Source organism: Pseudomonas sp. YQ_5 (assembly GCF_043103305.1).
Lineage (GTDB): Bacteria > Pseudomonadota > Gammaproteobacteria > Pseudomonadales > Pseudomonadaceae > Aquipseudomonas > Aquipseudomonas putida_Y.
Genome location: NZ_JBICJS010000053.1, coordinates 43469 through 67419, shown reverse-complemented (window position 1 = coordinate 67419; position 23951 = coordinate 43469). Strand labels below are relative to the sequence as shown.

Sequence of the window (23951 nt, the reverse complement as noted above, 5' to 3'; positions counted from 1 at the left end):
TCAAGACCATTTCGCTCCAAGACTATCTCGCCAAGGGGGAGTTTCGCCATGCGTGCATTGTTGGTCGCCGGCTCACTGTTGTTGATCTCTGCCTGTTCAACATTGCCAGACCCAGACCCGAATCAGGCGTGGGTCGACCTCACGCGCTACGACAACACCTCGCTGTACGCCGTGCAGGTAGATGAGCGTGACTGGGCTGACAGCCGCTATTTCGAGGTTCAACCCGGCAGCCACGAACTGACCGTGCGCTATCAGTTTCCGGTTAATCCCAGCAATATCGGCCCCGTCAATGAGCCACTGTGGCGCGATTGCCAGGTCAAGCTGACCTTCAAGGACTTCAGCGCCGGGCAGCGTTATCAGCTGCAGGCTGGCAGCATTGGCTTCCGCCCTTGGATCAAACTCTACGACCACCAGCAAAAACTGCTGGGTCAAGGGCTGCCGGCAGGTTGCCAACGCACCTGAACGCACAAACGGCGCTATGCTTGTTACTTGTAAATCGCAAGTGGGAGTTTCGCCATGCGCCAGCCCATGATGCTGATCGCCCTCAGTACACTGGGGGCTTGCGCCAGCCCCTTGCCGCCCGTCGACCCGAAGCAGGCGTGGGTCGACCTGTACACCATGACCCCCGGCCGGGTGATCATGGCCGACCGCCTCGATGGCAAGCGCCTGGAGGATGGCCGTTACTTTCAGGTGACGCCGGGCAAGCACGAACTGGTGGTGCGCTTCGATTATGAAATCTACTCGGGCGGCATCATGTCAGAACCCAGGGACCGAACCTGTTACCTGACCGTACGCTTTGACAACTTCAAGGCCGGCGAGCGCTATCGCCTGGAGGCGCGAGCGCCAGTGATGGAGCCGCAGGTGCTGCTGTATGACGCCAACCGCAAGGTGGTGGTGAACGAGCCTAGCGAGGTGTTCTGCATACCGTGAATTCGGGGCTGCATTGCAGCCCCGAGCCCTGATGCTTATCGATCGTTCTTCTGATAGATGATCTTCTTCGTCCCGCCATCGCAGGTCCCGACGACCATGTTCTGGTCCTCGACCTCGCTGTTGGGCACGATCTCCAGCGTGTAGGACGTAACCCCTTGGGCCTGGATCTTGGCCTCGATCTCGGCTTTCAGCTCCTCGCATGGCTTGACGGCCGCCAGCGCAGACGTGGCGACAAGGGTAGCCAACACAGCGATAGCTACGCGAATCATGGAACGGCTCCTGGAAAGGGCAGTGGCGCTGCCGACGCTCTTTAGACTACAGCAAACCACTACCGTTGCACCGCTTCACCCCACTAACGCGGCATCCAGGCTGATCTTCGCATTCAAAACCTTGGACACCGGGCAGCCTTCCTTCGCCTTGCTGGCAATCTCCAGGAATTGAGCCTCGCTGGCCCCGGGTACCTTGGCCCTGAGCACCAGGTGCACGGCAGTAATGGCAAAACCGTCCGCTTGCTTGTCGAGCGTCACCTCTGCAGCCGTGTCGATCCGCTCTGCGGTAAGCCCCGCCTCGCCGAGCATCATTGATAGCGCCATCGAGAAACAACCGGCATGCGCCGCGCCGATCAGCTCCTCCGGGTTGGTACCGGGTGTGCCCTCGAAACGTGTATTGAAGCCATAAGGGTTCTGCTTGAGCGCGCCGCTTTCGGTAGAAAGCAGACCTTTCCCATCCTTCAGGCCACCTTGCCAGATCGCCGATGCTGTCTTTTTCATGATGCCTCCTGATCACTGGGTTGCTTGCCTACGGTTCAGAGGCCCGCCGCCTGCCGCAAGTTCAGAGCAATATGCTTGCAGGCATTGAATCCAACGAATGCGCCCATACAGAATCAAAAAGGCCTCTGGCCAATCATTCTTGCGGAGGCTCCATGACGCAGCTGCGTGACCTGAAGATTTCCACCCTGGACCTGGTGCCCGTGCGCGCCGACGCCGGCCCCGCGCAATCGCTGCGCAACTCGCTGGACCTGGCGCAGCATGTCGAGCGCTTTGGCTATAACCGTTTTTGGGTGGCCGAGCACCACAATATGGACGGCATCGCCAGTTCGGCGACTTCGGTGCTGATCGGCTACCTGGCCGGTGGGACCTCACGTATTCGCGTGGGCTCTGGTGGGGTAATGCTGCCCAACCATGCGCCGCTGGTAATTGCCGAGCAGTTCGGCACCTTGGCCAGCCTGTATCCGGGGCGTATCGACCTTGGCCTGGGCCGTGCGCCGGGTTCGGACCAAATGACCGCCTATGCCCTGCGACGCGAGCGCGCTGGCAGCCCGAATGACTTCCCGGACGATGTCGAGGAGCTTTCGCGCTACCTCGGGCCACGCACCGATGATCAAAAAGTGATCGCCGTACCCGGGCACGACACCGACGTGCCAATGTGGTTGCTGGGATCCAGCCTGTTCAGCGCCCAGCTGGCCGGCATGCGCGGCATGCCCTACGCCTTCGCCTCGCATTTTGCACCACGCTTCATGCACGAGGCGATTCGCGTATATCGCAATCATTTCAGGCCCTCGACCACGCTGGATAAGCCGTATGTGATGCTGGGCATACCCATGGTGGTGGCGCAGACCGACGAGAAGGCCGAATACCTGGCAACCTCGGTCTACCAGCGCATTCTGGCGCTGATTCGCGGACAGAGCCTGATGCAGAAGCCACCCGTGGAGAGCATGGATGGGCTGTGGTTGCCCCATGAGCGGGAGACGGTGGGCAGCTTCCTGGGGCTGGCCATGATCGGCAGCCCGCAGAAGGTAAAGGCCAAGGTAGAAGTGCTGCTGGACCAGACGGGAGCGGATGAACTGATCTTTACCTGTGACCTGTATGAGCATGCGGACCGCATTCGGTCATATGAGCTGATGGCGCAGGCCCTCAAGACCGAGTGACCCTCGTCGCGGGCTCGCCCGTTTCCACAGGTTGACTGGAGCCTTCAAGGCCTGCGCTGTACCTGTGGGAGCGGGCAAGCCCGCGAATGAGCGGGGCCATCAGCCGCGGCGGTACACAATCTCCTTGGTACCGGCCTCGCAGCTACCAATGACCTTGCCCGCCGGCTCGCCTTTCTTGACGATCTCCAGCTTGTAGCCAGTAACGCCCTTGGCATCCAGCTTGGCCGCAATTTCCGCCTTCAGTTCCTCGCACGGTTTGCCCGCTGCCAGCGCACCACCGGCCAGGGTCATCAGGCCCAGCGCCAGAATCAGTTTGTTCATCACTCGCTTTCCTTGTGCAGATGAAATCAGAAGGGGACCCCACCAAGGCGCCCCGTTCCTGAATACCTCATCACGCCGAGATCATGCAGCCCGACGCTATATCAGCTATTGGCGATACGGAAGCCGACCTTCAGCGTGACCTGGAAGTGCGCCGCCTTGTTGTCACGAATATGGCCACGGGTATCGACCACTTCGAACCATTCCAGGTGCTTGATGCTTTTGCCGGCTTCAGCCAGAGCATTGTTGATGGCGTCTTCGATACTGGTGGGCGAAGACCCTACCAGTTCGATTTTCTTGTAGGTGTGATGATCGGTCATGAGTGCTCTCCATGGGTGACAGTGAGTTTCAGCCTAGCAGCGCAGGCCTGGTTTACCTGCGAGCGGCCACTGTCAGCGAAAGTTCGATCGCACTTTCTCGCAGGCCAAGGGTCGCAATCCTTAGAGCCCATACTGCAAAGGAGAGTCAACATGCACCGTAACTCGCTGCGTAAAACGTCCCTGGAAAGCATGGAAGCAGAGATCGAGAGCCTTCTGAAAAGCTTGGAAAACCTCAAGCATGATGCGTCGGAAGAGTCCCAGAAGTCGGTGAAGGCAATCCGCAGCAACGCTGAAAGCGCACTGCGTCATTCGCGCAGCCTACTGAGCGATGCGTACGAGGAAGTGAAGCAGCGCACCCGCCAGACCGGCATAGCCACCCGGGACTACGCCCAGGAACACCCCTACACAACCGCTGGTGTGGCCATTGGTGCGTTGGGCCTGCTGGCGGCCTACCTGATGTGCAAGCGAAACTAAGCGCCCTGCCGCGCAAGTTCCGCCCGTAACCACTGCGCCAACTGCTCGGCGCGCCCGTCTGCGGCGCGCCGTGGCACCCACAATGCCAGCGCCGCCTGGGTAGGTGAAAACCCCCACGGCGCACTCAAACGGCCCGCCCGCAGGTCATCGGCGACCAGTGGCTGCGGTGCAATCGCAACGCCCAATCCGGCCACGGCAGCTTCCAGCAGGTAATACAGGTGCTCGAAGGCCTGGCCATAGTGAATGGCCGCCGGGTCCAGGCCCTGTTGCACCGCCCAGGTCGGCCAGGCTTGCGGGCGTGAAGTGGTGTGCAGCAAGGCTTCGCCCAGCAGTGCCTGGGCGGGCGCCCCCCGCAAGCGCTGGAAGCCTGCGAAATGCGGGCTGAGCACCGGTCCGATACATTCCTCGGCCAGCACATGCACCTGCATATCCGCCGGCCACGGTGGCTCGGCATACACCAGCAACGCATCCAGCCCAGGCCGCCGCGGGTCAAGGTCGCCCTCACCCGCCGACAGATGCAAGCGCAGCTCAGGCAAATCCGCCTGCAACCGCCCCAGCCGCGGGATAAACCAGCGTGCCAGCAGGCTGCCCGAGCAGCCCAGCACGAACGGCGCCTCGCTCACATCACGGCTGAGTTCGGAACACACGCTGCGCAGCCGGTCGAAGGCCTCACCGCTGGCATCGCGCAGACGAACGCCTGCATCTGTGAGTTTGATGCCGCGCCCGTCCTTGACGAACAGGGCGACGCCCAGATGCTCCTCAAGCACCTTGATCTGCCGGCTGACGGCGCCGTGGGTGACGTGCAGCGCTTCCGCTGCCTGGCTGACACTGTTCAGCCTGGCTGTAGCCTCGAAGGCACGCAGGGCATTGAGGGGAGGGAGGTCGTGGGCCATTTTACCTGTGAGTTTTTCTGACAAGTTTGCGCAATCTTATCGGTTTTCAGCCGAGCTTGCCGTGGTTAGAGTAAAGCCCATCACTCATTCACTACGCCTTGGAGCGCCCCATGTCCCAGTCCCAATACCGCCCCGGCCCCGACGCCAATGGCCTGTTCGGCTCGTTTGGCGGCCGCTATGTGGCCGAAACCCTGATGCCACTGGTGCTGGACCTGGCCCGCGAATACGAAGCTGCCAAGGCAGACCCCAAGTTCCTTGAAGAGCTGGCGTACTTCCAGCGCGACTACATCGGCCGCCCTAACCCGCTGTACTTCGCCGAGCGCCTGACCGAGCATTGCGGCGGGGCGAAGATTTTCTTCAAGCGTGAAGAGCTCAACCATACCGGCGCGCACAAGGTGAACAACTGCATCGGCCAGGTGCTGCTGGCCAAGCGCATGGGCAAAAAGCGCCTGATCGCCGAAACCGGCGCCGGCATGCACGGTGTCGCCACCGCCACCGTCGCCGCGCGCTTTGGCCTGCCTTGCGTGATCTACATGGGTGCCACCGACATCGAGCGCCAGCAGGCGAACGTGTTCCGCATGAAGCTGCTGGGCGCAGAGATCGTGCCGGTTACCGCCGGCACCGGCACCCTGAAAGACGCCATGAACGAAGCCCTGCGTGACTGGGTTACCAACGTCGAAGACACCTTCTACCTGATCGGCACCGTAGCTGGCCCACACCCGTACCCCGCCATGGTCCGCGACTTCCAGTCGATCATCGGCAAAGAAACCCGTGCCCAGTTGCAAGAGAAGGAAGGCCGCCTGCCTGATAGCCTGGTTGCCTGCGTCGGCGGTGGCTCCAATGCCATGGGCCTGTTCCATGAATTCCTCGAAGAGCCGAGCGTGCAGATCATCGGCGTTGAAGCCGGTGGCCATGGCGTACACACCGACAAGCACGCCGCCAGCCTGAACGGCGGCGTACCGGGCGTGTTGCACGGCAATCGCACCTACCTGTTGCAGGACCAAGACGGCCAGATCACCGATGCCCACTCTATTTCCGCAGGCCTGGACTACCCGGGCATCGGCCCGGAGCACGCCTATCTGCATGAGGTAAAGCGCGTCGAGTACGTCAGCATCACCGACGACGAAGCATTGGATGCGTTCCACGCAACCTGCCGTCTGGAAGGCATCATCCCAGCCCTGGAAAGCTCCCACGCCTTGGCCGAAGCGATCAAGCGCGCACCGAAGCTGCCCAAGGACCACCTGATGGTCGTGTGCCTGTCGGGCCGCGGCGACAAAGACATGCAAACCGTCATGAACCACATGGCCGCCCAGGAGAAACAGGCATGAGCCGTCTTGAACAACGCTTCGCCGAGCTGAAGGCCGAAGGCCGCTCGGCACTGGTCACCTTCGTCACAGCTGGCGACCCGGGCTACGACGCCTCGCTGCAGATCCTCAAGGGCCTGCCGGCTGCTGGCGCCGACGTGATCGAGCTGGGCATGCCGTTCACCGACCCGATGGCCGATGGCGTGGCCATCCAGCTGGCCACCCTGCGCGCCCTTGAAGCTGGCCAGACCTTGGCCAAGACCTTGCAGATGGTTCGCGAATTCCGTGTGGATAACCAGACCACGCCAATCGTGCTGATGGGCTACTACAACCCGATCCACCGCTTTGGCGTGGACACGTTCGTGGCTGAAGCCAAGGCAGCGGGCGTCGATGGCCTGATCATCGTCGACCTTCCGCCAGAGCACGACGCCGAACTGGCTACCCCGGCCCAGGCCGCAGGCATCGACTTCATCCGCCTGACCACCCCGACCACCGACGACGCGCGCCTGCCGCGCGTGCTGGAGCGCAGCTCCGGGTTCGTCTACTACGTGTCGGTGGCCGGCGTGACCGGTGCCGGTTCGGCGACCACCGAGCATGTGACCGAAGCCATTGCCCGCCTGCGCCGGCATACCGATCTGCCGATCAGCGTTGGCTTCGGCATTCGCACGCCGGAACAGGCTGCGAACATTGCCCGCCTGGCAGATGGTGTGGTGGTGGGCTCGGCACTGGTCGACAAGATTGCCCAGGCCAAGAGCGCCGATCAGGCGGTGACCGATGTATTGAGCCTGTGCTCGGCATTGGCTGAAGGGGTGCGCGGCGCGCGCCGCTAAACCGCGTCGTCTGCTTCGCGGGTAAACCCGCTCCTACGGAACCAGCGCCACCCTCTGGCTCTGCGATAGCGTTATAGGAGCGGGTTCACCCACGAAGCGGCCAGCACAGGCTACTCCCGCCTAGCCCCCAAAAATCGACAGATTCAATGGCCGCACGGCCCCCATCCAGATCGCATGATCCCGGTGATCCGCCAGTTCATCCCCGGTTTCCGGATGCATGAATACCACCAGGCCCTTGCGGTACAGCGCCAACCAAGGCAAAACCACCCCCACCACTTCCGGCCCGAACGCCAGCTGGCAACTCCAGTCCGGATGCGGCCCAACCGGTTTCTGGTGCATGCGCCCCATGGTCACGGGAAACAGCCGCGCCGCCTCCTCGCACAGTTCCCGGGCCTGCTCCATGGTGGCTGCGTCGTAATAAACGTGGGCGTGGTAACCCTTGATCCTCTGCACGATAACTCCTGATTGCGGTCCAACCATCACCACCTGTACACGGAGTGATGCAGTGAAAAACGCCGAAACCCCAGTATTCAAACTGGTCCTGTTCGGGCCTGAAAGCAGCTTGGGCAATGCCCTGGTGGCCGAACTGCTATCGCGCCAACACGAAGTCACCGCCGTGGTGGATGACCTCAACCGCCACACCGCCCGCCCCGGCCTGCACTTCAAGATAGGCGGGCTGAACAGTGCCGACCAGGCGGAGCATGGCGCGGCAGGCGGTTCAGCGGTAATCGCCCTTTTATCGACGCTGGCGTCAGGTGACCTGCCGGGGCAAGCACGCCTGAGCGAAGCGCTGGTGGCGGGGCTTGAGCGTACGACTATACGCCGGCTATTGCTGGTGGGCGATTTCGCTGTGCTGGACGAGCCGAACAAGTACAGCCCAGCAGAGCGGGAGAGCGTGGATCAGGTAGTTGATGGGTTGCAGCGCAGCGCGCTGCGCTGGACCTTGATCAATACCCCGCAGCCGCTGCCGGACGCGGCGTGGGCGCGTGTGGCGGCGGGGATCGTGGATATGCTGGAGCTGGACCTGCACCGGGGCGAGCATCTTAACTTCGTGGTCTAGATGACCGCGCAGCCTTGGGGCTCAGCGGTTGCGCTCCTGCTCCAGCCAATCCACGAACCGCTCGATCAACGCTCCACGCCGCTTGCGCGGTGGCAACACCGCGTAATAGCCGCGTTGCGAACGCAAGCTCCCCTCCAACGGCCGACACAGCAACCCTTGCTCCACCAACCCATCCACCAGGTGCCCCCAGCCAATCGCCACTCCTTGCCCGGCAATCGCTGCCTGAATCAGCAAGGTGTAGTTATCAAACCGCAACTGCCCCGCCGGCGGTGGGCTGGTCACACCAAACCCGCGAAATACCCCCGCCCAGTCAAACCAGCGGCTGGCCTGCTCGCCCTTCAAATGCAGCAGCGGCAATCGTTGCAAGGCCACAGCTGACAAGGCTTTGCCATGAATCAGACGGGGGCTGCACACCGGGAACACTTCCTCATCGAATAGCCAACGGCTTTCTCCTTGGTGAAAGCGTCCATCGCCAAACAGCACCGCCACATCGATGTCCGGGCGCAACATGCCCTGGCTGCGCTCACCCGTCACCAGGCTCACATCCACCTGTGGATAAGCCTCATGAAAGCGTTGCAGCCTTGGCATCAACCAGAACGCCGCAAAGGCGAAGTCGGTGGCCACCTGCAGCACTTCATGCTGGCCACGCCCGCTGGCCTGGGCGATACCGTCATCCATGGCCTGCAGCCCCTGTTGCACCTGTTCGAACAGCACCTGGCCAGCCTCGGTCAGCTCGATGCCCCGGTAAATGCGGTCAAACAAGCGCGTGCCCAACTGTGCCTCCAGGCGCTTCACCTGCTGGCTCACTGCCGGCTGCGTGGTACCCAACTCCAGCGCCGCAGCGGTAAAGCCACGCAGGCGCGCAGCAGCCTCGAATACACGCAAGGTATCCAGCGACAACCCGGCAAGGTGGTCAAACATAAGCGTAGCTAATCCCAGTCATTGCCCGCCATGGGCTTTACCCATGTTATCCACAGTCGCATCTTGGTAGGCAAGCGGTTCGCATAACCCTCAACGATGGAAGCCCCCATGACGCGTCCAAATATCCTGTTCATCATGGCCGACCAGATGGCCGCGCCCTTGCTGCCGATCTACGGCCCTTCGCCCATCCAGATGCCGCACCTCGGCCGCCTGGCCGAGCAAGCCGTGGTGTTCGACTCGGCCTACTGCAACAGCCCGCTGTGCGCACCATCACGCTTCACCCTGGTCAGCGGTCAGTTGCCCAGCCGTATTGGCGCCTACGATAACGCGGCCGACTTCCCTGCCGATGTGCCAACCTACGCCCATTACCTGCGTCGCCTGGGCTACCGCACCGCGCTGTCAGGCAAGATGCACTTCTGCGGCCCCGACCAGTTGCACGGCTATGAAGAACGCCTGACCAGCGACATCTACCCGGCCGACTATGGTTGGGCGGTGAACTGGGACGAACCCGATGTGCGTCCAAGCTGGTACCACAACATGTCCTCGGTGCTGCAAGCCGGTCCGTGCGTGCGCACCAATCAGCTGGATTTCGACGAGGAGGTGGTGTTCAAGGCGCGTCAGTACCTGTACGACCATGTGCGCGAAAACGATGGCCGGCCATTTTGCCTGACCGTTTCGATGACTCACCCGCATGACCCCTACACCATTGCCAAACGCTACTGGGACCGCTACGAAGGTGTGGATATCCCCATGCCCCGTGCCGAGTTCGGCCAGGCAGAACTCGACCCGCATTCGCAGCGCCTGCTGAAGGTCTACGACCTGTGGAACAAGCCACTGCCTGTGGACAAGATCCGCGATGCCCGCCGTGCCTACTTCGGCGCGTGCAGCTATATCGATGACAACATTGGCCAGCTGCTGCAGACCCTGGAGGAATGCAACCTGGCCGATGACACACTGATCGTGTTTTCCGGCGACCACGGCGACATGCTTGGCGAGCGTGGCCTCTGGTACAAAATGCACTGGTTCGAAATGTCGGCGCGGGTACCGTTGCTGATCCATGCGCCGAAGCGCTTTGCAGCGGGCCGGGTAACTGCCTCGGTGTCGACCTGCGACCTGCTGCCAACCTTGGTCGAACTGGCTGGCGGCGCTGTGGATAAAGACCTGCATCTGGATGGCCGCTCACTGTTGGGCCACCTGCAAGGGCAGGGCGGTCACGACGAGGTGATCGGCGAGTACATGGCCGAAGGCACCGTCGGCCCGCTGATGATGATCCGCCGCGGGCACTACAAGTTCGTGTACAGCGAAGACGACCCGTGTCTACTCTATGACCTGAGCCGCGACCCGCACGAGCGGGAGAACCTCACCGGCAGCCCGGACCACCAGACGCTGCTACAGGCATTTGTCGATGAAGCGCAACAGCGCTGGGACATCCCCAACCTGCGCCAGCAGGTACTGGCCAGCCAGCGCCGCCGCCGGCTGGTGGCCGAAGCGCTGGCCATCGGCAAGCTGAAAAGCTGGGACCACCAGCCATTGGTGGACGCCAGCCAACAGTACATGCGCAACCACATCGATCTCGATGACCTCGAACGCAAGGCACGTTATCCACAGCCCGCCCCCCTGGATTGAGAAGAGAGGCCGCCATGCACAAGTTCTCCGCCGCCGTGTTCGCCCTGGCCCTGAGCGCCAGCACGGCCCACGCCGCAGACAGCGACGCGCAATGCAGTACCGTGAAAATGGCCGACCCCGGCTGGAGTGATATTGCCTCGACCAATGCCGTGGCACGCCTGTTACTGGAAAGCCTGGGTTACCAGGTGAAGATCGACAGCCTGGCCGTACCGATCATCTATGGCGGCCTCAAGGACGGCCAGGTCGACGCCTTCCTCGGCAACTGGATGCCCGCACATCAAGGTTTCCATGACAAGTTCATCGCCAACGGCGATGTGCAGCAGCTGTCGCGCAACCTGGAGGGAACCGAGTTCACCCTCGCAGTGCCCGACTATGTGTGGAATGCCGGGGTGAAGGACTTCGCTGACCTGCAAAAACACGCCGGGCAGTTCAACAAAAAGCTGTACGGAATCGGCTCCGGCGCCCCGGCCAACCTGTCGCTCAAGAAAATCATCGACAAGAATGAATTCAACCTCGGCCAGTGGAAGCTGGTGGAGTCCAGCGAGCAGGCGATGCTGGCTCAGGTCGACCGGGCGGTGAAGAAGCAGCAATTCATCACCTTCCTTGGCTGGACCCCGCACCCGATGAACGTGAAACTGAAAATGCATTACCTGACCGGTGGGGAAAAGTGGTTCGGCAGCAAGGGCGAGGTATACACGCTGACCCGCAAGGGTTATCCACAAGCCTGCCCCAATGCGGCGAAGCTGCTAGGTAACCTCAAGTTCACACTGGACATGGAAAACAGCATCATGGCAGAGGTTGTGGACAAGAAGATCAGCTTCGATGAAGCGGCCAAGGCCTGGGTGAAAGCGCATCCTGAACGGTTGGATGGGTGGTTGGCCGGGGTTACCACCAAGGCCGATGGGGATGCCCTGGAGGCCGTCAAAGCCAAACTGTAATCTCACAAAGACACACCAACCCTGTGGGAGCGGGCGCGCCCGCGAACACCGGCAAAGCCGGTGCCAAGCAACGCGTTGGCTTTTTCGCGGGCATGCCCGCTCCCACAGGGCTTGGCGACCCCTTAAGGATTGTGGATAACCCATGCATCGCCTCTCTTTACTGCTGCCCTTCCTCAGCTGGCTTCCCCGCCAATCGGGCCGCAGCCTGCGCCAGGACCTGCTGGTAGGCCTGAGCGGCGCCATCCTCGCCCTGCCGCAATCCATCGCCTACGCCCTGATCGCCGGCCTGCCCGCCGAATATGGGCTTTACGCTGCCATCGTGCCGGTACTGATCGCCTGCTTGTGGGGCTCTTCCTGGTACCTGATCTGCGGCCCGACCGCCGCCATTTCCATCGTGCTCTACGCCAGCATCAGCCCGCTGGCCGTGGCCGGTAGCGCTGACTACATCACGCTGGTGTTGCTGCTGACCTTTCTTGGCGGCATTTTCCAGCTGCTGCTCGGGCTGTTGCGCTTCGGCGCGCTGGTCAATTTCGTCTCCCATTCCGTGGTGCTCGGTTTCACGCTGGGTGCCGCCATCGTCATTGCCTTGGGCCAACTGCCCAACCTGCTGGGCATGGCCCTGCCCAGCCAGTCCACCGCGCTGAAGACCGTGCAAGACCTGGCCAGCCACGCAGGCGAGGTCGACCTGCCTTCCTTGCTGCTGGGCCTGGCCACCATAGTGATCGGTGTGGCCTTCAAACTCTGGCGCCCACGCTGGCCGAGCCTGTTGATAAGCCTGATCCTGGTCAGCTTGCTGGCCTGGCTGATGCCGGGCTTCTTTGGCCATGTGCCGCGGGTGGCAGCGTTCACCGGGCAACTCCCGCCTTTCAGCCCGCTGCCTTTGCTGGACGTAGAGCTGATGCTGCGTCTGCTGCCCAGCGCCGTGGCGGTAGGCATGCTGGGGTTGGTCACCAGCCTGTCGATTGCCCGCTCGCTATCGGCACGTTCAGAACAACTGATCGACCCGGACCAGGAAATCCGCGCACAGGGCCTGTCGAACATTGCCGGTGCATTTTTCTCTGGCTACCTGTCTGCCGGCTCCTTCACCCGCTCGGGCCTGAGCTACGAGGCGGGCGCCCGCTCACCGATGGCCGGGGTGTTTTCGGCGCTGTGGTTGGCGTTGTTCGCGGTTGCCGGCGCCGGCCTGATTGCGCACCTGCCGATACCGGCCATGGCCGGCAGCATTCTGCTGATCTGCTGGGGGTTGGTGGACCACCGAGGGATCCGTGCATTGTTCCGGGTCAGCCACTCGGAGTTTCTGGTGATGGCGCTGACGGCGGCAGCGACATTGCTGCTGGAGCTGCAGACAGCCATCTATGCCGGAGTGCTGGCTTCGCTGTTCTTCTACTTGAAGCGCACCTCACGACCACGGATCCAACAAAGCCGTGAAGGGGATGCGGATGTACTGCGGGTAGGTGGGTCGATTTTCTTTGGTGCTGCGCACTACCTGCAGGTGCGCTTGCAGCGCTGCCAAGGGCCGCATGTAGTGATCGATGCCCGGCAGGTGAATTTCATCGATTACTCGGGTGTGGACATGTTGCACCGCGAGGCGCGGCGGTTGCGCCGATTGGGGGGGAGTTTGACCTTGCACCGGGCCAGGCCGCAGGTGATCGAGGAATTGCAGAAGCTGGAAGGTGTGGAGTTGTGCCCGATCCGGTTTGAGGATTGATTGGGGCCGCAAAGCGGCCCTGCAATCTCAGCCCCTGGCAAGTTGCCGACGCAGTTCGGCCAATACCGGCGCCGTATCCGGCCTCACGCCACGCCAGATAAAGAAGGCTTCAGCCGCCTGTTCAGCCAGCATCCCCAACCCATCCAGTACCTTGGCAGCCCCCAGCTTGGTAGCCCACTGGCAAAACGGCGTCGGCTCTTTGCCATACATCATGTCGTAGCAAACCGTACGACCCGCCTCGACCAGGCTGTCGGCAATCGGTGGCATTTCCCCGGCCAAGCTCGCCGAGGTGGCGTTGATGATCACATCCACAGGTTCCTGCAACCAGGCAAACCCGCTGGCCACCACCGGCCCCAGTTCATCGAACTCGCGCGCCAGCTGCTCGGCCTTTTCCACTGTACGGTTGGCAATCACCAGCGACTGCGGCTTGTGCGCCAGAATAGGCTCCAGCACGCCGCGCACGGCGCCACCGGCACCGAGGATGAGAATGCGCTTGCCCGCCAGCTCGACCCCGGCATTCACCGTCAGGTCGCGCACCAGGCCAGCACCATCGGTGTTGTCGCCCTGCAGGGTGCCATCAGCCAGCTTGCTCAGCGTGTTCACTGCGCCAGCGCGCCGGGCACGCGGGGTCAGGCTGTCGCACAGGCGGTAAGCCTCTTCCTTGAACGGCACGGTGACATTGCCGCCACTGCCTTGCTTGAAGAAGCCGCGCGCGCAGTCGCTGAACTCGTCCAGTGGCGCCAGCAGCGTGGCATATTCCAGGTCCTGACCGGTCTGCTCGGCGAACAGGCGGTGGATCAGCGGCGACTTGCTGTGGCCGATGGGGTTACCAAAAACGACGTACTGGTCCATGACGGCTCCTTGTTTACCCACAGGCTTACTGGCCGAGCCAGTCGCGGTCCTGCAGGAAGTACTCTGTCAGGCGCGCTTCTTCACTGCCGGGCGCGGCCTTCCAGTCATAACCCCAACGCACCTGCGGTGGCAGCGACATGAGGATGGATTCGGTGCGGCCACCGGATTGCAGGCCAAACAGGGTGCCGCGGTCATAGACCAGGTTGAACTCCACGTACCGGCCACGGCGGTATTCCTGGAACTCGCGCTGCTGCGGGGTGTAGGGCGTGTTCTTGCGGCGCTGGACGATCGGCAGGTAGGCGTCGACGAAGGCATCGCCAATGGCGCGGATGAAGGCGAAGCAAGTGTCGAAGTCCCACTCGTTCAGGTCATCGAAGAACAAGCCGCCAATACCCCGTGGCTCGCCACGGTGCTTGAGGTGGAAGTAGCGATCGCACCAGGCTTTATAGCGTGGGTACACGTCGGCGCCAAACGGCGCGCAGGCCTGCTCGGCCACTCGGTGCCAATGAATGCAGTCTTCTTCGTTGCCATAGTATGGCGTCAGGTCAAAGCCGCCGCCGAACCACCATACGGCCTCTTCACCTTCCTTTTCGGCGATGAAGAAGCGAACGTTGGCGTGGGAAGTGGGCACATGCGGGTTGTGCGGGTGTATCACCAGCGACACGCCCAAGGCTTCGAAACCACGGCCTGCCAGTTCGGGGCGGTGGGCACTGGCCGACGGCGGCAGGCCGGCACCAAACACATGGGAGAAGTTGACCCCACCTTTTTCGATCACTTTGCCCTCACCGATAACCCGCGTGCGGCCCCCGCCACCGGCTTCGCGCACCCAGGCGTCCTCGACGAAGCGGGCACCGCCGTCTTCTGTTTCGAGGGCAGAGCAGATGCGGTCTTGCAGGTCGAGCAGGTAGGCTTTCACGGCCTCGGTGCGGCTAGTCATCGGGTCACCAGGAACGGGCAGGGAAGAATTCGCCGCGTAGCATACCACCGCCAGCGCGTGCGCCGCAGTTGACGACGACCAAGCAAAGGCGTCCGATAGAAGGCCTTTTCCGATCCCGACTACAGGAGTGCGAGATGGCCAAGCGTATCCAGTTCAGCCAGCATGGTGGCCCGGAAGTGCTGCAGTTTGTGGAATTCGAACCCACCCCACCCGGGCCACAGCAGGTGCGTGTGCGTAACCATGCGATCGGCCTGAACTTCATCGATACCTACTTCCGAAGCGGGCTGTATGCGCCGCCGTCCCTGCCTTCGGGGCTGGGTACAGAAGCGGCAGGTGTGGTTGAGGCCGTGGGCGAAGGCGTGTCCCGGCTGAAGGTAGGAGACCGTGTGGCACATGCCGGCGGACCGCTGGGCGCCTACAGCGAGGTGCATACGCTACCGGAAGCCAACCTGGTCAAGCTGCCGGACACCATCAGCTTCGAGCAGGCGGCAGCGGTGATGCTCAAGGGTTTGACCGTACAGTACCTGCTGAAGCAGACCTATGAGGTGAAGGCGGGTGATGTGATCCTGTTCCATGCCGCAGCCGGTGGTGTAGGGTCGCTGGCCTGCCAATGGGCCAAGGCCCTGGGCGCCAAGCTGATCGGCACCGTGAGCTCTGCCGAGAAGGCCGAGCGGGCCAAGGCGCTGGGGGCTTGGGCGACCATCGACTACAGCCGTGAAGATGTGGCCAAGCGCGTACTGGAGCTGACCGACGGCAAGAAATGTCCGGTGGTGTATGACGGCGTGGGTGCCGACACCTGGCTCACCTCGCTGGACTGCCTGCAGCCACGCGGGTTGATGGTGAGCTTTGGCAACGCTTCCGGTGCGGTGAGCGGGGTGAACCTGGGGATTCTGGCGCAGAAGGGCTCGCTGTATGTCACCCGGCCGACCTTGGCGAGCTATGCCAACAATGCCGAGAACACCCAGGCCATGGCCGATGACCTGTTTGCGATGATTGCGAGCGGGAAGCTGGCTGTGGATATCCAGCAGCGGTATCCACTGAGCGAGGCGGCCAAGGCGCAGGCAGAGCTGTCGGCGCGCAGGACTGTGGGGTCGACCGTACTGATTCCCTGAGCCACGCACATTCCCTGTAGGAGCGGTTTTACCCGCGAAGAAGCCACCGCGATGGATGGCACCGGCTTTGCCGGTCTTCGCGGGCAAGCCCGCTCCTACAGGTATTGAGTCGGCCTCGATAGCAGCGCTATGCCTTGGAGGCTGGCCGTGACGGCGATGGCGTCGACTCGATGCCATCGAGTATCGTCTCGATCACACCCTCAGCCATCTCAATCGCATGCAGGTTCGACCAGAACATGCCACGGCCTTCTTCACGCATGTAGTCCAAAGCTTTGTAGCCGGTTTCGTAAGCGCTGCGCAGGTACAGGGCTACGTGGACCAGAGCGTCCTCGGCAGAAATGTTTGGGTTGACGGTGAAGAGTGGATCGTGGCCGGCATCGCAGCGGCCGAAGGGGCGGGTGGAGGTGCATGGGAGAGGTGGATCGGGGACTATTTTCTTCATCATTGGAAAATGCTCCTCAAGGCCGCCAACCTTCACTACCACGTGAATGGGTGGCGACTGTACGCGAGGTGGTAGACCCGGGCATTTTCCAATCCAGGCAGGCTCGAAAGCCTCCCACGCACAGCCACCATAGACTGTCATGGAAAAAATGCATCCGGGCTACCACACCCGATCGCCAAGTTATTCGGCGACGGATAGAGCCTAGAGGCAGAGGTTCCCACTTAGAAGGTGATGGAAGGAGACGCGGTTCGTAGGATATTTCCGAAGTGCCCAGCTGGACAGCCATTTTGGCAAAAATCAGAAAACCCTGATCACGCAAATGGCAACAGGAGGCGCATGCACAGCACGCGATAGAAAGGGCACTGCCTTGACCATGCTGGTTTGGAAGCGAAGCGTTTCTGCTTCAGGTTGTACTGGTGCGTCGGCTGAACTCAAGTTATCCGGGCGAGTACATCCTTACCATTTGGGCCGCTTATGCGGCCTTTGTTTTTTCGGGCGATAGGGCCTAGGCCACCCCCTCAATCGATTTGGCGCACGCAGATCGCGTAACGGCAACCAGGCGCTCGCCTTGGTTTCTGTGGTGTCGCGCAGATCGAGCGCCGCCCGCGCGGCGCATCGCGAGCTGCGCTCGCTCCTACGTTTGTTTCGGGCCAATTATTTCTGTGCCATTTGCGCGCGAACGCTTTGGCGTATGGCTCAAGATCGCATCGTAAAAACAAGGCGGTCGCGCGCGCCTGTAACAGGCGTTACTGGCCAAAAACAAACGTAGGAGCGAGCGCAGCTCGCGATGCGCCGCGCGGGCGGCGCTCGATCTCATAGGCGAAGAGAGCTTCAAGGCTGGCACCCGTCAGCCCTCACACAATCGCCCGCCAACCGAGACAAATCAGAAAAATCTGCAGAAGGCTTGTGGAAAGATGTCAGCCCGGCCGAACAACTTCGCCGGTTGCCAGGTTGCGAATCACACTCGGGTTTTTCCGCCCGCCCAGAGCGCCACCCAGCACCAGGTCCAACTGGCCATGGAAGTACTGCTCAACCCGCAACCGGGTCTTCGCCGCCGGGCGCCCGCCAGGGTTGCACGAGGTGGAAATCAACGGCCCCACCAGCGCGCACAGCTCACGCACCACCGGGTGATCACTGACCCGCAGCGCCACCGTGTCATGCTGCCCGGTCACCCATTCGGGCAACAGGTCCTGGTGCGGCACCAGCCAGGTGTTCGGCCCCGGCCAGGTGCTGCTCATGCGGTCGATCCAGTCTTCGGGGAAGTCCTCGAACAGGAAGTCGAACTGATGGATATTGTCAGCGATCAGAATCAGCCCTTTATCCACAGGACGCGACTTCAGCGCCAGCAGGCGATACACCGCATCCTCGTTCCATGGGTCGCAGCCCAGGCCCCAGACCGCTTCCGTCGGGTAGGCGATCACCGCGCCCGCCCGGATCTCACGTGCGGCTTGTTGCACACGAAAACTGCTCACCATTGCTGTTTCTCCGCCTATATACCTTGCATGTGAGCAGTGTACTTAGCCCGCGCGGGCAAACCAACGCCCGGCTTCATTGCTGACCCGGCCTTCCAGCTCCAGCTCGGTCAACTGCGCCAGCACGTCGGCCAATGGCAGCTCGCTACAGTGGGCCAGGCTTTCACTGGTCTGGGGTGCGGCATGCAGCAGGGCAAGCAGGGGATGGTCGAATCTGTCGACAACCGCAGGCGGCAGGTTCTGCCAACCCTGCAAGCTTTCCAGGATCTGCTCCACAGTTTCCACCAGCAGCGCCCCATCACGAATCAGCTGGTGGCAGCCCTTGGCCCCCGGGTGATGAATGGAGCCCGGAATGGCGTACACCTCGCGGCCTTGCTCCGCGGCCAGACGCGCCGTGATCAGCGAGCCGCTGGCGAGGCTCGCCTCGACCACCAGCACACCGAGCGACAGCCCACTGATGATGCGGTTGCGCCGTGGGAAGTTGCCGGGCAGCGGCCCGGCATCCAGGGGATACTCGGAAACCAGCGCACTGCCATTGTCGATCATCGCCTGCGCAAGGTCCCGATGCCGCTGTGGATAAAGTTTTTGCAACCCCGTACCGAGCACGGCAATCGTGCCGCCGCCAGCCTGCAACGCGGCCCGATGAGCGGCACCGTCGACACCTACCGCCAGCCCGCTGGTAATGGTGAAACCAGCCTGCGCGAGGTAGCGGGAAAATGCCCGGGCGGTGTCGAGCGCCGGGGGTGTGGCACGTCTGCTGCCCACGATCGCCAGCTGAGGACGATCGAGCAAGGCAGGTTCGCCAGCGACAAAAAGCAGCGGCGGGGCATCGTCGATTTCTGCCAGCAAGGCTGGGTAGTCTGGGCCGTCCCACATCAGCAAATGCTGGCCAGGGCGCTCCAGCCAAGCCATTGCGGCCAGTGCGCCATCGCGTACCTCGGCACTGCGCCGGGCATCGATGGTAGCTTGGGGGATGCCCAACGCTCGCCAGGCCGAAGCGGGAGCACTGAGTGCGGAGGAGGCACTGCCGAAGGCTTCGAGCAACGTTCGAAAGCGCCGCAATCCAGCCTCGGGGAGGCGGTGCAGGCGTAAGCGTGCCTCCAGTTCGGCAGGCGGGCAGGGCGACGAATGGTGACTGGGCATTGAGATCATCCTTGATCGAAACAGGGCCATTTACGTGGTACAAGCTGTGGATAACTCTGTGAGTAACACTTTGAAAAGCTGTCCATTGACTGGGGGCTATCAAGCCCATAGTCACCCTAGACGAGCTTGCCAGGTGCCGAAATCCCCGTTTCCCTTTATTATGTGTGCTCAGTTTTCAACCGAACGCACAGTGACTGCCTGACCTTATGGCCATCTTGAACATTCTCGAATTCCCGGACCCGCGCCTGCGCACCCTCGCCAAACCGGTGACGGAGTTCGACGACGCCCTGCGTCAGCTGATCGACGACATGTTTGAAACCATGTACGAAGCCCCTGGCATCGGCCTGGCCGCTACCCAGGTGAACGTGCACAAGCAGGTTGTGGTCATGGACCTCAGCGAAGACCGCAGCGAACCGCGCGTCTTCATCAACCCGTCGGTCGAAGAGCTGACCCATGACATGGGCCAGTACCAGGAGGGCTGCCTGTCGGTACCGGGCTTCTACGAAAACGTCGACCGCCCGCTGCGTGTCCGGGTCAAGGCCCAGGACCGCGACGGCAAGCCGTTCGAACTGGAATGCGAAGGCCTGCTGGCGGTGTGCGTACAGCACGAATTCGACCACCTCAACGGCAAGCTGTTCGTCGACTACCTGTCGCAGCTCAAGCGCGACCGGATCAAGAAGAAGCTGGAAAAGCAGCACCGCCAGCAAGCCTGATCCCTACCTTCCTGAAGGCTTGCTCCGGCAAGCCTTTTTCTTTTTTGAAGCGAGAACTCCATGCGCATCGTCTTTGCAGGCACTCCAGAGTTTGCCGCCGAACACCTCAAGGCCCTGCTCGACAGCCCCTACGAGATCGTGGCCGTCTACACCCAGCCCGACCGCCCCGCCGGTCGTGGACAGAAGCTGATGCCAAGTGCGGTCAAGGCACTGGCAGTGGCCCATGACATCCCGGTGTTCCAGCCGCAGACCCTGCGCGACGCCGATGCGCAGGCCGAACTGGCCGCACTGAAACCCGACCTGATGGTAGTGGTCGCCTACGGCCTGATCCTGCCGCAGGTGGTGCTGGATATCCCGCGCTTGGGTTGCATCAACAGCCACGCCTCCCTGCTGCCACGCTGGCGCGGTGCGGCGCCAATCCAGCGTGCCGTGGAAGCCGGCGACGCCGAAAGCGGCGTGACCGTGATGCGCATGGAAGCCGGCCTGGACACCGGCCCGATGCTGCTCAAGGTAGTCACCCCGATCAGCGCCGAGGATACCGGCGGCACCTTGCACGATCGCCTGGCCGAAATGGGCCCGCCCGCAGTCGTTCAGGCCATCGCCGGCCTGGCAGACGGTTCGCTGCAAGGTGAAGTACAGGATGATGCCCTGGCCACCTACGCGCACAAACTGAACAAGGACGAAGCGCGTATCGACTGGACCCGCCCGGCGATCGAACTGGAACGCCTGATCCGCGCCTTCAACCCATGGCCGGTGTGCCACAGCACCCTGGATGGTGAAAGCGTCAAGGTGCTGGCCGCCAACCTGTCCACAGGCCAAGGCGCCCCGGGCGAGATACTTTCCGCCAGCAAGGACGGCCTCCTAGTTGCGTGCGGTGACCAAGCCCTGAGCCTGACCCGCCTGCAACTGCCTGGTGGCAAGGCATTGAGCTTCAGTGACCTGTTCAACAGCCGCCGCGAGAAGTTCGCCGCCGGCAAGGTGCTGGGCCAATGAACCCACGCCTCGCCGCCGCCCGTGCGCTTGCTGCTGTGCTCAGCGGCAAGGCTTCGCTGAACAGCTCGCTGCCCGCGCAACTGGACAAGGTAGATGAACGCGACCGCGGCCTGACCCAAGACCTGGCGTTCGGCACCGCACGCTGGCAGCCACGCCTTGACCTGTTGGCCGCGCAGCTGTTGCAAAAGCCCTTCAAGGCAGCCGATGCCGATGTTCAGGCGCTGCTGCTGGTCGGCTTGTACCAGCTGTTCTACACCCGTATTCCGGCCCATGCAGCCATCGGCGAGACCGTGGGCTGTGCCGACAAACTGAAGAAGCCGTGGGCCAAGGGCCTGCTCAATGCCGTACTGCGCCGTGCACAGCGCGAAGGCGAGGAGCTGCTCGCCGGCATGGAGCGCGACCCGGTGGTGCGTACCGCGCACCCGCGCTGGCTGCAAAAAGCGCTGAAAGCCTTCTGGCCAGAGCAGTGGGAAGCCATCTGCGCCGCCAACAATGCCCACCCGCCGATGATTCTGCGGGTCAATCGCCGTCACCATACCCGCGATGCCTACTTGGCACTGCTGGCCGAAGCCGGCATTGGCGCCAGCGCATGCCAGTACAGCCGGGATGGCATCGTGCTGGCCGAAGCCTGCGACGTGCGCGGCCTGCCAGGCTTCGCCGAAGGCTGGGTGAGCGTGCAGGACGAAGCTGCGCAGCTATCTGCCGACCTGCTGGAACTGGCCCCCGGCCAACGCGTGCTCGATGCTTGCTGCGCACCGGGCGGCAAGACCTGCCACCTGCTGGAGGCCGAGGCTGGCCTGGCGCACATGGTGGCCATCGATCTCGAAGCCAAGCGGCTGACCCGCGTGCGAGAAAACCTCGACCGCCTGCAGCTGGACGCCGAGCTGATCGCCTGCGATGCACGCGACACTGCCAGCTGGTGGGACGGCAAGCCATTCCAGCGCATTCTGCTCGACGCGCCGTGCTCGGCCACCGGCGTAATTCGCCGCCACCCGGACATCAAACTGGCCCGCCAAGCCGACGACATCCCGGCTTTGGCCACGCTGCAAGGCGAGCTGCTCGATGCCCTGTGGCCGACCTTGGAAGTGGGCGGCATGCTGCTATACGCCACCTGCTCCACCTTGCCGACCGAGAACACTGAAGTGATCAAAGCCTTCCTCGCGCGCACCCCGGGCGCCCGCGAGCTGGACCTGGCGACCGAAGCCGGCCTGCGCCAGCCCCACGGCCGTCAGTTGCTGGCCCAGGAAGGCGGCCACGACGGTTTCTACTATGCCAAGCTGATCAAGATCGCCGCCTCGCGCGGATAAGAACAAAGGATAGGGAGTAGCGCATGAAGATCATCATCCTCGGCGCAGGGCAGGTAGGCGGTACGCTGGCTGAACACCTGGCCAGCGAAGCCAACGACATTACCGTGGTCGACACCGACGGCGACCGCCTGCGCGACCTCGGCGACCGCCTGGACATCCGCACTGTCCAGGGCCGCGGCTCACTGCCGACGGTGCTGCGCCAGGCCGGTGCCGACGACGCCGACATGCTGGTGGCGGTAACCAACAGTGACGAGACCAACATGGTTGCCTGCCAGGTGGCCTATTCGCTGTTCCATACCCCGACCAAGATTGCACGGGTGCGCGAATCGTCCTACCTGACCCGCGAAGAGCTGTTCGACAACGACCATATCCCGGTCGACGTTCTGATCAGCCCCGAGCAGGTGGTGACCAATTACATCAAGCGCCTGATCGAACACCCAGGCTCGCTGCAAGTGATCGACTTCGCCGAAGGCAAGGCCCAGCTCGTGGCAGTGAAGGCCTACTATGGCGGCCCGCTGGTCGGCCAGCAATTGCGCCAGATCCGTGCGCACATGCCCAACGTCGACACCCGCGTGGCAGCCATCTTCCGCCGCGACCGGCCGATCACCCCGCGTGGCGACACGGTGATCGAAGCCGACGACGAGGTGTTCTTCATTGCCGCGAAGAAAGATATCCGCGCGGTGATGGGCGAACTGCGCCGCATCGACGAGACCAATAAACGCATTGTCATCGCCGGCGGCGGGCAGATTGGCGAGCGCCTGGCGGAAGCCATCGAAAGCCGATATCAGGTGAAGATCATCGAGATGAGCCCGGCGCGTTGTCGCCACCTCTCCGATACCCTCGAAAGCACTGTAGTACTGCAAGGCAGCGCCTCGGACAAAGACCTGATGCTCGAAGAGAACATCGCCGACGCCGATATTTTCCTGGCCCTGACCAACGATGACGAAGCCAACATCATGTCGTCGCTGCTGGCCAAGCGCCTGGGCGCAGGCAAGGTGATGACCATCATCAACAACCCGGCTTATGTCGACCTGGTGCAGGGCGGCGAAATCGACATTGCCATCAGCCCGCAGCTCGCCACCATCGGCACCCTGCTGGCGCACGTCCGTCGCGGCGACATCGTCAGTGTGCACTCGCTGCGCCGTGGTGCAGCCGAGGCTATCGAGGCGGTGGCACACGGGGACTCGAAGTCGAGCAAGGTGGTCGGCAAGGCAATCGAAGACATCACGCTGCCACCGGGCACCACCATCGGTGCGATCATCCGTGATGAAGAGGTGATGATTGCCCATGACGACACCATGATCGAATCAGGGGACCATGTGATCCTCTTCGTTGTGGATAAAAAGCATATTCGCGATGTGGAGAAGCTGTTCCACGTCGGCTTGAGTTTCTTCTAGGAGAAGAGGGCATGCGCGAGTCGCTGGAGAAGATGCTGGCTAAAGGTGTGGATAACCCGCTGCTGAGGTTTGGCCTGGGCAAGGCCTGGCTGGATGAAGGTAACGGCGCTGAAGCAGCGGTGCACCTGGCGCGCTGTGTAGAGCAGGATCCGAAATACTCGGCAGCATGGAAGCTGCTGGGCAAGGCCTATCAGTTGCAGGGCGACCTGGCGGCGGCGCGCAAGGCGTGGGAAGACGGGATCGTGGCGGCGCAGGTCCATGGTGACAAGCAGGCCGAAAAAGAAATGACCGTATTCCTGAAGAAGCTCAACAAAGCAGCGGGTTGACGCGGCCC

The 23951-nt window shown here is 62.4% G+C and carries 28 protein-coding genes; 16 read left to right on the top strand and 12 right to left on the bottom strand.

Features of this window, described 5'->3' with window-relative positions; all coding sequences use genetic code 11:
• The first annotated feature begins 48 nt into the window (after positions 1-48).
• Both ACF8EA_RS12105 and ACF8EA_RS12100 read left to right on the top strand, forming a co-directional pair.
• Positions 49-462, top strand: a complete 414-nt coding sequence (locus tag ACF8EA_RS12105) for a hypothetical protein (RefSeq protein ID WP_103443609.1) — start codon at positions 49-51, stop codon at positions 460-462.
• A 54-nt stretch (positions 463-516) separates the two neighbouring features.
• On the top strand, positions 517-930 hold the full coding sequence (locus ACF8EA_RS12100; RefSeq protein ID WP_021784573.1) for a hypothetical protein: 414 nt from the start codon (positions 517-519) through the stop codon (positions 928-930).
• Positions 931-965: 35 nt separating this feature from the next.
• Here ACF8EA_RS12100 and ACF8EA_RS12095 read toward each other — a convergent pair whose 3' ends face one another.
• Positions 966-1199: a DUF1161 domain-containing protein gene (locus tag ACF8EA_RS12095; protein ID WP_021784572.1), complete on the bottom strand. Its 234-nt coding sequence runs from the start codon at positions 1197-1199 to the stop codon at positions 966-968.
• A 75-nt stretch (positions 1200-1274) separates the two neighbouring features.
• A complete protein-coding gene (locus ACF8EA_RS12090; RefSeq protein ID WP_021784571.1) occupies positions 1275-1700 on the bottom strand; it encodes an OsmC family protein in 426 nt (141 codons plus the stop codon).
• 152 nt (positions 1701-1852) lie between these two features.
• Between ACF8EA_RS12090 and ACF8EA_RS12085 the strand changes: the two genes are divergently transcribed.
• On the top strand, positions 1853-2857 hold the full coding sequence (locus ACF8EA_RS12085; protein WP_392522129.1) for an LLM class flavin-dependent oxidoreductase: 1005 nt from the start codon (positions 1853-1855) through the stop codon (positions 2855-2857).
• Between the two features lie 99 nt (positions 2858-2956).
• On the opposite strand, the gene ACF8EA_RS12080 is transcribed toward ACF8EA_RS12085, so the two are convergent.
• Entirely contained in the window at positions 2957-3178 is a 222-nt protein-coding gene (locus tag ACF8EA_RS12080) for a DUF1161 domain-containing protein (RefSeq protein ID WP_020191565.1), read from the bottom strand.
• Between the two features lie 101 nt (positions 3179-3279).
• Positions 3280-3495: a dodecin gene (locus ACF8EA_RS12075; protein WP_012269893.1), complete on the bottom strand. Its 216-nt coding sequence runs from the start codon at positions 3493-3495 to the stop codon at positions 3280-3282.
• A 150-nt stretch (positions 3496-3645) separates the two neighbouring features.
• On the opposite strand from ACF8EA_RS12075, the gene ACF8EA_RS12070 reads away from it, so the two are divergent.
• Positions 3646-3969 (top strand): YqjD family protein, encoded by a 324-nt coding sequence (locus tag ACF8EA_RS12070; RefSeq protein WP_016712811.1) that lies wholly within the window; start codon positions 3646-3648, stop codon positions 3967-3969.
• Here the strand turns inward: ACF8EA_RS12070 and ACF8EA_RS12065 are convergent.
• Positions 3966-4862, bottom strand: a complete 897-nt coding sequence (locus ACF8EA_RS12065) for a LysR family transcriptional regulator (RefSeq protein ID WP_021784568.1) — start codon at positions 4860-4862, stop codon at positions 3966-3968. The genes ACF8EA_RS12070 and ACF8EA_RS12065 overlap by 4 nt on opposite strands.
• Positions 4863-4972: 110 nt before the next feature.
• Here ACF8EA_RS12065 and trpB point away from each other — a divergent pair, with 110 nt between their 5' ends.
• Positions 4973-6190, top strand: coding sequence for a tryptophan synthase subunit beta (gene trpB, locus ACF8EA_RS12060; protein ID WP_021784567.1), 1218 nt, complete (start codon positions 4973-4975; stop codon positions 6188-6190).
• A complete protein-coding gene (trpA, locus tag ACF8EA_RS12055; RefSeq protein ID WP_011953131.1) occupies positions 6187-6996 on the top strand; it encodes a tryptophan synthase subunit alpha in 810 nt (269 codons plus the stop codon). The genes trpB and trpA overlap by 4 nt, the downstream gene beginning before the upstream one ends.
• A 120-nt stretch (positions 6997-7116) precedes the next feature.
• On the opposite strand, the gene ACF8EA_RS12050 is transcribed toward trpA, so the two are convergent.
• Positions 7117-7449 (bottom strand): DOPA 4,5-dioxygenase family protein, encoded by a 333-nt coding sequence (locus ACF8EA_RS12050; protein ID WP_003253084.1) that lies wholly within the window; start codon positions 7447-7449, stop codon positions 7117-7119.
• Positions 7450-7501: 52 nt separating this feature from the next.
• On the opposite strand from ACF8EA_RS12050, the gene ACF8EA_RS12045 reads away from it, so the two are divergent.
• On the top strand, positions 7502-8056 hold the full coding sequence (locus ACF8EA_RS12045) for an NAD(P)H-binding protein (protein ID WP_392522128.1): 555 nt from the start codon (positions 7502-7504) through the stop codon (positions 8054-8056).
• A gap of 21 nt (positions 8057-8077) precedes the next feature.
• Here ACF8EA_RS12045 and ACF8EA_RS12040 read toward each other — a convergent pair whose 3' ends face one another.
• Entirely contained in the window at positions 8078-8977 is a 900-nt protein-coding gene (locus ACF8EA_RS12040; protein ID WP_053870428.1) for a choline sulfate utilization transcriptional regulator, read from the bottom strand.
• A 108-nt stretch (positions 8978-9085) separates the two neighbouring features.
• On the opposite strand from ACF8EA_RS12040, the gene betC reads away from it, so the two are divergent.
• From betC to ACF8EA_RS12025, 3 genes are all read left to right on the top strand, one after another.
• On the top strand, positions 9086-10603 hold the full coding sequence (gene betC, locus ACF8EA_RS12035) for a choline-sulfatase (RefSeq protein WP_021784563.1): 1518 nt from the start codon (positions 9086-9088) through the stop codon (positions 10601-10603).
• 14 nt (positions 10604-10617) lie between these two features.
• Complete coding sequence (choX, locus tag ACF8EA_RS12030) at positions 10618-11541, top strand: choline ABC transporter substrate-binding protein (RefSeq protein WP_392522126.1); 924 nt, start codon at positions 10618-10620, stop codon at positions 11539-11541.
• Positions 11542-11683: 142 nt separating this feature from the next.
• Positions 11684-13249: a SulP family inorganic anion transporter gene (locus ACF8EA_RS12025; protein WP_392522124.1), complete on the top strand. Its 1566-nt coding sequence runs from the start codon at positions 11684-11686 to the stop codon at positions 13247-13249.
• Positions 13250-13276: 27 nt separating this feature from the next.
• Here the strand turns inward: ACF8EA_RS12025 and aroE are convergent, their stop codons facing one another.
• Together aroE and hemF are read right to left on the bottom strand one after the other, a co-directional pair.
• Positions 13277-14101, bottom strand: coding sequence for a shikimate dehydrogenase (aroE, locus tag ACF8EA_RS12020; protein ID WP_021784560.1), 825 nt, complete (start codon positions 14099-14101; stop codon positions 13277-13279).
• Between the two features lie 25 nt (positions 14102-14126).
• Positions 14127-15038 carry an oxygen-dependent coproporphyrinogen oxidase gene (gene hemF / locus ACF8EA_RS12015; RefSeq protein WP_176682979.1) on the bottom strand — a complete coding sequence of 304 codons (912 nt, stop codon included), beginning with the start codon at positions 15036-15038 and terminating at the stop codon, positions 14127-14129.
• 134 nt (positions 15039-15172) lie between these two features.
• Here hemF and ACF8EA_RS12010 point away from each other — a divergent pair, with 134 nt between their 5' ends.
• Positions 15173-16150 carry an NADPH:quinone reductase gene (locus ACF8EA_RS12010; RefSeq protein WP_392522122.1) on the top strand — a complete coding sequence of 326 codons (978 nt, stop codon included), beginning with the start codon at positions 15173-15175 and terminating at the stop codon, positions 16148-16150.
• A gap of 127 nt (positions 16151-16277) precedes the next feature.
• On the opposite strand, the gene ACF8EA_RS12005 is transcribed toward ACF8EA_RS12010, so the two are convergent.
• The 3 genes from ACF8EA_RS12005 to dprA all read right to left on the bottom strand — a co-directional run bounded on the left by ACF8EA_RS12005 (position 16278) and on the right by dprA (position 19207).
• Positions 16278-16595 (bottom strand): hypothetical protein, encoded by a 318-nt coding sequence (locus ACF8EA_RS12005; protein ID WP_392522121.1) that lies wholly within the window; start codon positions 16593-16595, stop codon positions 16278-16280.
• A gap of 914 nt (positions 16596-17509) precedes the next feature.
• Positions 17510-18067: an L-threonylcarbamoyladenylate synthase gene (locus ACF8EA_RS12000; protein ID WP_392522119.1), complete on the bottom strand. Its 558-nt coding sequence runs from the start codon at positions 18065-18067 to the stop codon at positions 17510-17512.
• Between the two features lie 42 nt (positions 18068-18109).
• Positions 18110-19207: a DNA-processing protein DprA gene (gene dprA / locus ACF8EA_RS11995; RefSeq protein WP_084850788.1), complete on the bottom strand. Its 1098-nt coding sequence runs from the start codon at positions 19205-19207 to the stop codon at positions 18110-18112.
• A gap of 206 nt (positions 19208-19413) precedes the next feature.
• On the opposite strand from dprA, the gene def reads away from it, so the two are divergent.
• The 5 genes from def to ACF8EA_RS11970 are packed head-to-tail and all read left to right on the top strand — an operon-like array spanning position 19414 to position 23943.
• On the top strand, positions 19414-19920 hold the full coding sequence (gene def, locus ACF8EA_RS11990; RefSeq protein ID WP_003253111.1) for a peptide deformylase: 507 nt from the start codon (positions 19414-19416) through the stop codon (positions 19918-19920).
• A gap of 60 nt (positions 19921-19980) precedes the next feature.
• On the top strand, positions 19981-20913 hold the full coding sequence (gene fmt, locus ACF8EA_RS11985; protein ID WP_392522117.1) for a methionyl-tRNA formyltransferase: 933 nt from the start codon (positions 19981-19983) through the stop codon (positions 20911-20913).
• Positions 20910-22220, top strand: coding sequence for a 16S rRNA (cytosine(967)-C(5))-methyltransferase RsmB (rsmB, locus tag ACF8EA_RS11980; protein ID WP_392522116.1), 1311 nt, complete (start codon positions 20910-20912; stop codon positions 22218-22220). Before fmt ends, rsmB begins: the two co-directional genes overlap by 4 nt.
• 23 nt (positions 22221-22243) lie before the next feature.
• The gene (gene trkA / locus ACF8EA_RS11975) at positions 22244-23617 is read left to right on the top strand and encodes a Trk system potassium transporter TrkA (RefSeq protein WP_021784554.1); all 1374 of its coding nucleotides are present in this window, start codon (positions 22244-22246) and stop codon (positions 23615-23617) included.
• An 11-nt stretch (positions 23618-23628) separates the two neighbouring features.
• A complete protein-coding gene (locus tag ACF8EA_RS11970) occupies positions 23629-23943 on the top strand; it encodes a tetratricopeptide repeat protein (RefSeq protein WP_392522114.1) in 315 nt (104 codons plus the stop codon).
• Positions 23944-23951 lie beyond the last annotated feature (8 nt).

What these genes read in the sequence shown, in the direction of transcription:
- ACF8EA_RS12070 (WP_016712811.1), top strand. Translation starts at nt 3,646, where the DNA reads ATGCACCGTAACTCGCTGCGTAAAACGTCCCTGGAAAGCATGGAAGCA.
- trkA (WP_021784554.1), top strand. Translation starts at nt 22,244, where the DNA reads ATGAAGATCATCATCCTCGGCGCAGGGCAGGTAGGCGGTACGCTGGCT.
- fmt (WP_392522117.1), top strand. Translation starts at nt 19,981, where the DNA reads ATGCGCATCGTCTTTGCAGGCACTCCAGAGTTTGCCGCCGAACACCTC.
- trpA (WP_011953131.1), top strand. Translation starts at nt 6,187, where the DNA reads ATGAGCCGTCTTGAACAACGCTTCGCCGAGCTGAAGGCCGAAGGCCGC.
- ACF8EA_RS12080 (WP_020191565.1), bottom strand. Translation starts at nt 3,178, where the DNA reads ATGAACAAACTGATTCTGGCGCTGGGCCTGATGACCCTGGCCGGTGGT.
- ACF8EA_RS12100 (WP_021784573.1), top strand. Translation starts at nt 517, where the DNA reads ATGCGCCAGCCCATGATGCTGATCGCCCTCAGTACACTGGGGGCTTGC.
- ACF8EA_RS12010 (WP_392522122.1), top strand. Translation starts at nt 15,173, where the DNA reads ATGGCCAAGCGTATCCAGTTCAGCCAGCATGGTGGCCCGGAAGTGCTG.
- choX (WP_392522126.1), top strand. Translation starts at nt 10,618, where the DNA reads ATGCACAAGTTCTCCGCCGCCGTGTTCGCCCTGGCCCTGAGCGCCAGC.
- ACF8EA_RS12040 (WP_053870428.1), bottom strand. Translation starts at nt 8,977, where the DNA reads ATGTTTGACCACCTTGCCGGGTTGTCGCTGGATACCTTGCGTGTATTC.
- ACF8EA_RS12075 (WP_012269893.1), bottom strand. Translation starts at nt 3,495, where the DNA reads ATGACCGATCATCACACCTACAAGAAAATCGAACTGGTAGGGTCTTCG.
- ACF8EA_RS12095 (WP_021784572.1), bottom strand. Translation starts at nt 1,199, where the DNA reads ATGATTCGCGTAGCTATCGCTGTGTTGGCTACCCTTGTCGCCACGTCT.
- rsmB (WP_392522116.1), top strand. Translation starts at nt 20,910, where the DNA reads ATGAACCCACGCCTCGCCGCCGCCCGTGCGCTTGCTGCTGTGCTCAGC.
- ACF8EA_RS11970 (WP_392522114.1), top strand. Translation starts at nt 23,629, where the DNA reads ATGCGCGAGTCGCTGGAGAAGATGCTGGCTAAAGGTGTGGATAACCCG.
- ACF8EA_RS12025 (WP_392522124.1), top strand. Translation starts at nt 11,684, where the DNA reads ATGCATCGCCTCTCTTTACTGCTGCCCTTCCTCAGCTGGCTTCCCCGC.
- ACF8EA_RS12005 (WP_392522121.1), bottom strand. Translation starts at nt 16,595, where the DNA reads ATGATGAAGAAAATAGTCCCCGATCCACCTCTCCCATGCACCTCCACC.
- ACF8EA_RS12065 (WP_021784568.1), bottom strand. Translation starts at nt 4,862, where the DNA reads ATGGCCCACGACCTCCCTCCCCTCAATGCCCTGCGTGCCTTCGAGGCT.
- hemF (WP_176682979.1), bottom strand. Translation starts at nt 15,038, where the DNA reads ATGACTAGCCGCACCGAGGCCGTGAAAGCCTACCTGCTCGACCTGCAA.
- ACF8EA_RS12090 (WP_021784571.1), bottom strand. Translation starts at nt 1,700, where the DNA reads ATGAAAAAGACAGCATCGGCGATCTGGCAAGGTGGCCTGAAGGATGGG.
- betC (WP_021784563.1), top strand. Translation starts at nt 9,086, where the DNA reads ATGACGCGTCCAAATATCCTGTTCATCATGGCCGACCAGATGGCCGCG.
- dprA (WP_084850788.1), bottom strand. Translation starts at nt 19,207, where the DNA reads ATGCCCAGTCACCATTCGTCGCCCTGCCCGCCTGCCGAACTGGAGGCA.
- def (WP_003253111.1), top strand. Translation starts at nt 19,414, where the DNA reads ATGGCCATCTTGAACATTCTCGAATTCCCGGACCCGCGCCTGCGCACC.
- aroE (WP_021784560.1), bottom strand. Translation starts at nt 14,101, where the DNA reads ATGGACCAGTACGTCGTTTTTGGTAACCCCATCGGCCACAGCAAGTCG.
- ACF8EA_RS12105 (WP_103443609.1), top strand. Translation starts at nt 49, where the DNA reads ATGCGTGCATTGTTGGTCGCCGGCTCACTGTTGTTGATCTCTGCCTGT.
- trpB (WP_021784567.1), top strand. Translation starts at nt 4,973, where the DNA reads ATGTCCCAGTCCCAATACCGCCCCGGCCCCGACGCCAATGGCCTGTTC.
- ACF8EA_RS12000 (WP_392522119.1), bottom strand. Translation starts at nt 18,067, where the DNA reads ATGGTGAGCAGTTTTCGTGTGCAACAAGCCGCACGTGAGATCCGGGCG.
- ACF8EA_RS12085 (WP_392522129.1), top strand. Translation starts at nt 1,853, where the DNA reads ATGACGCAGCTGCGTGACCTGAAGATTTCCACCCTGGACCTGGTGCCC.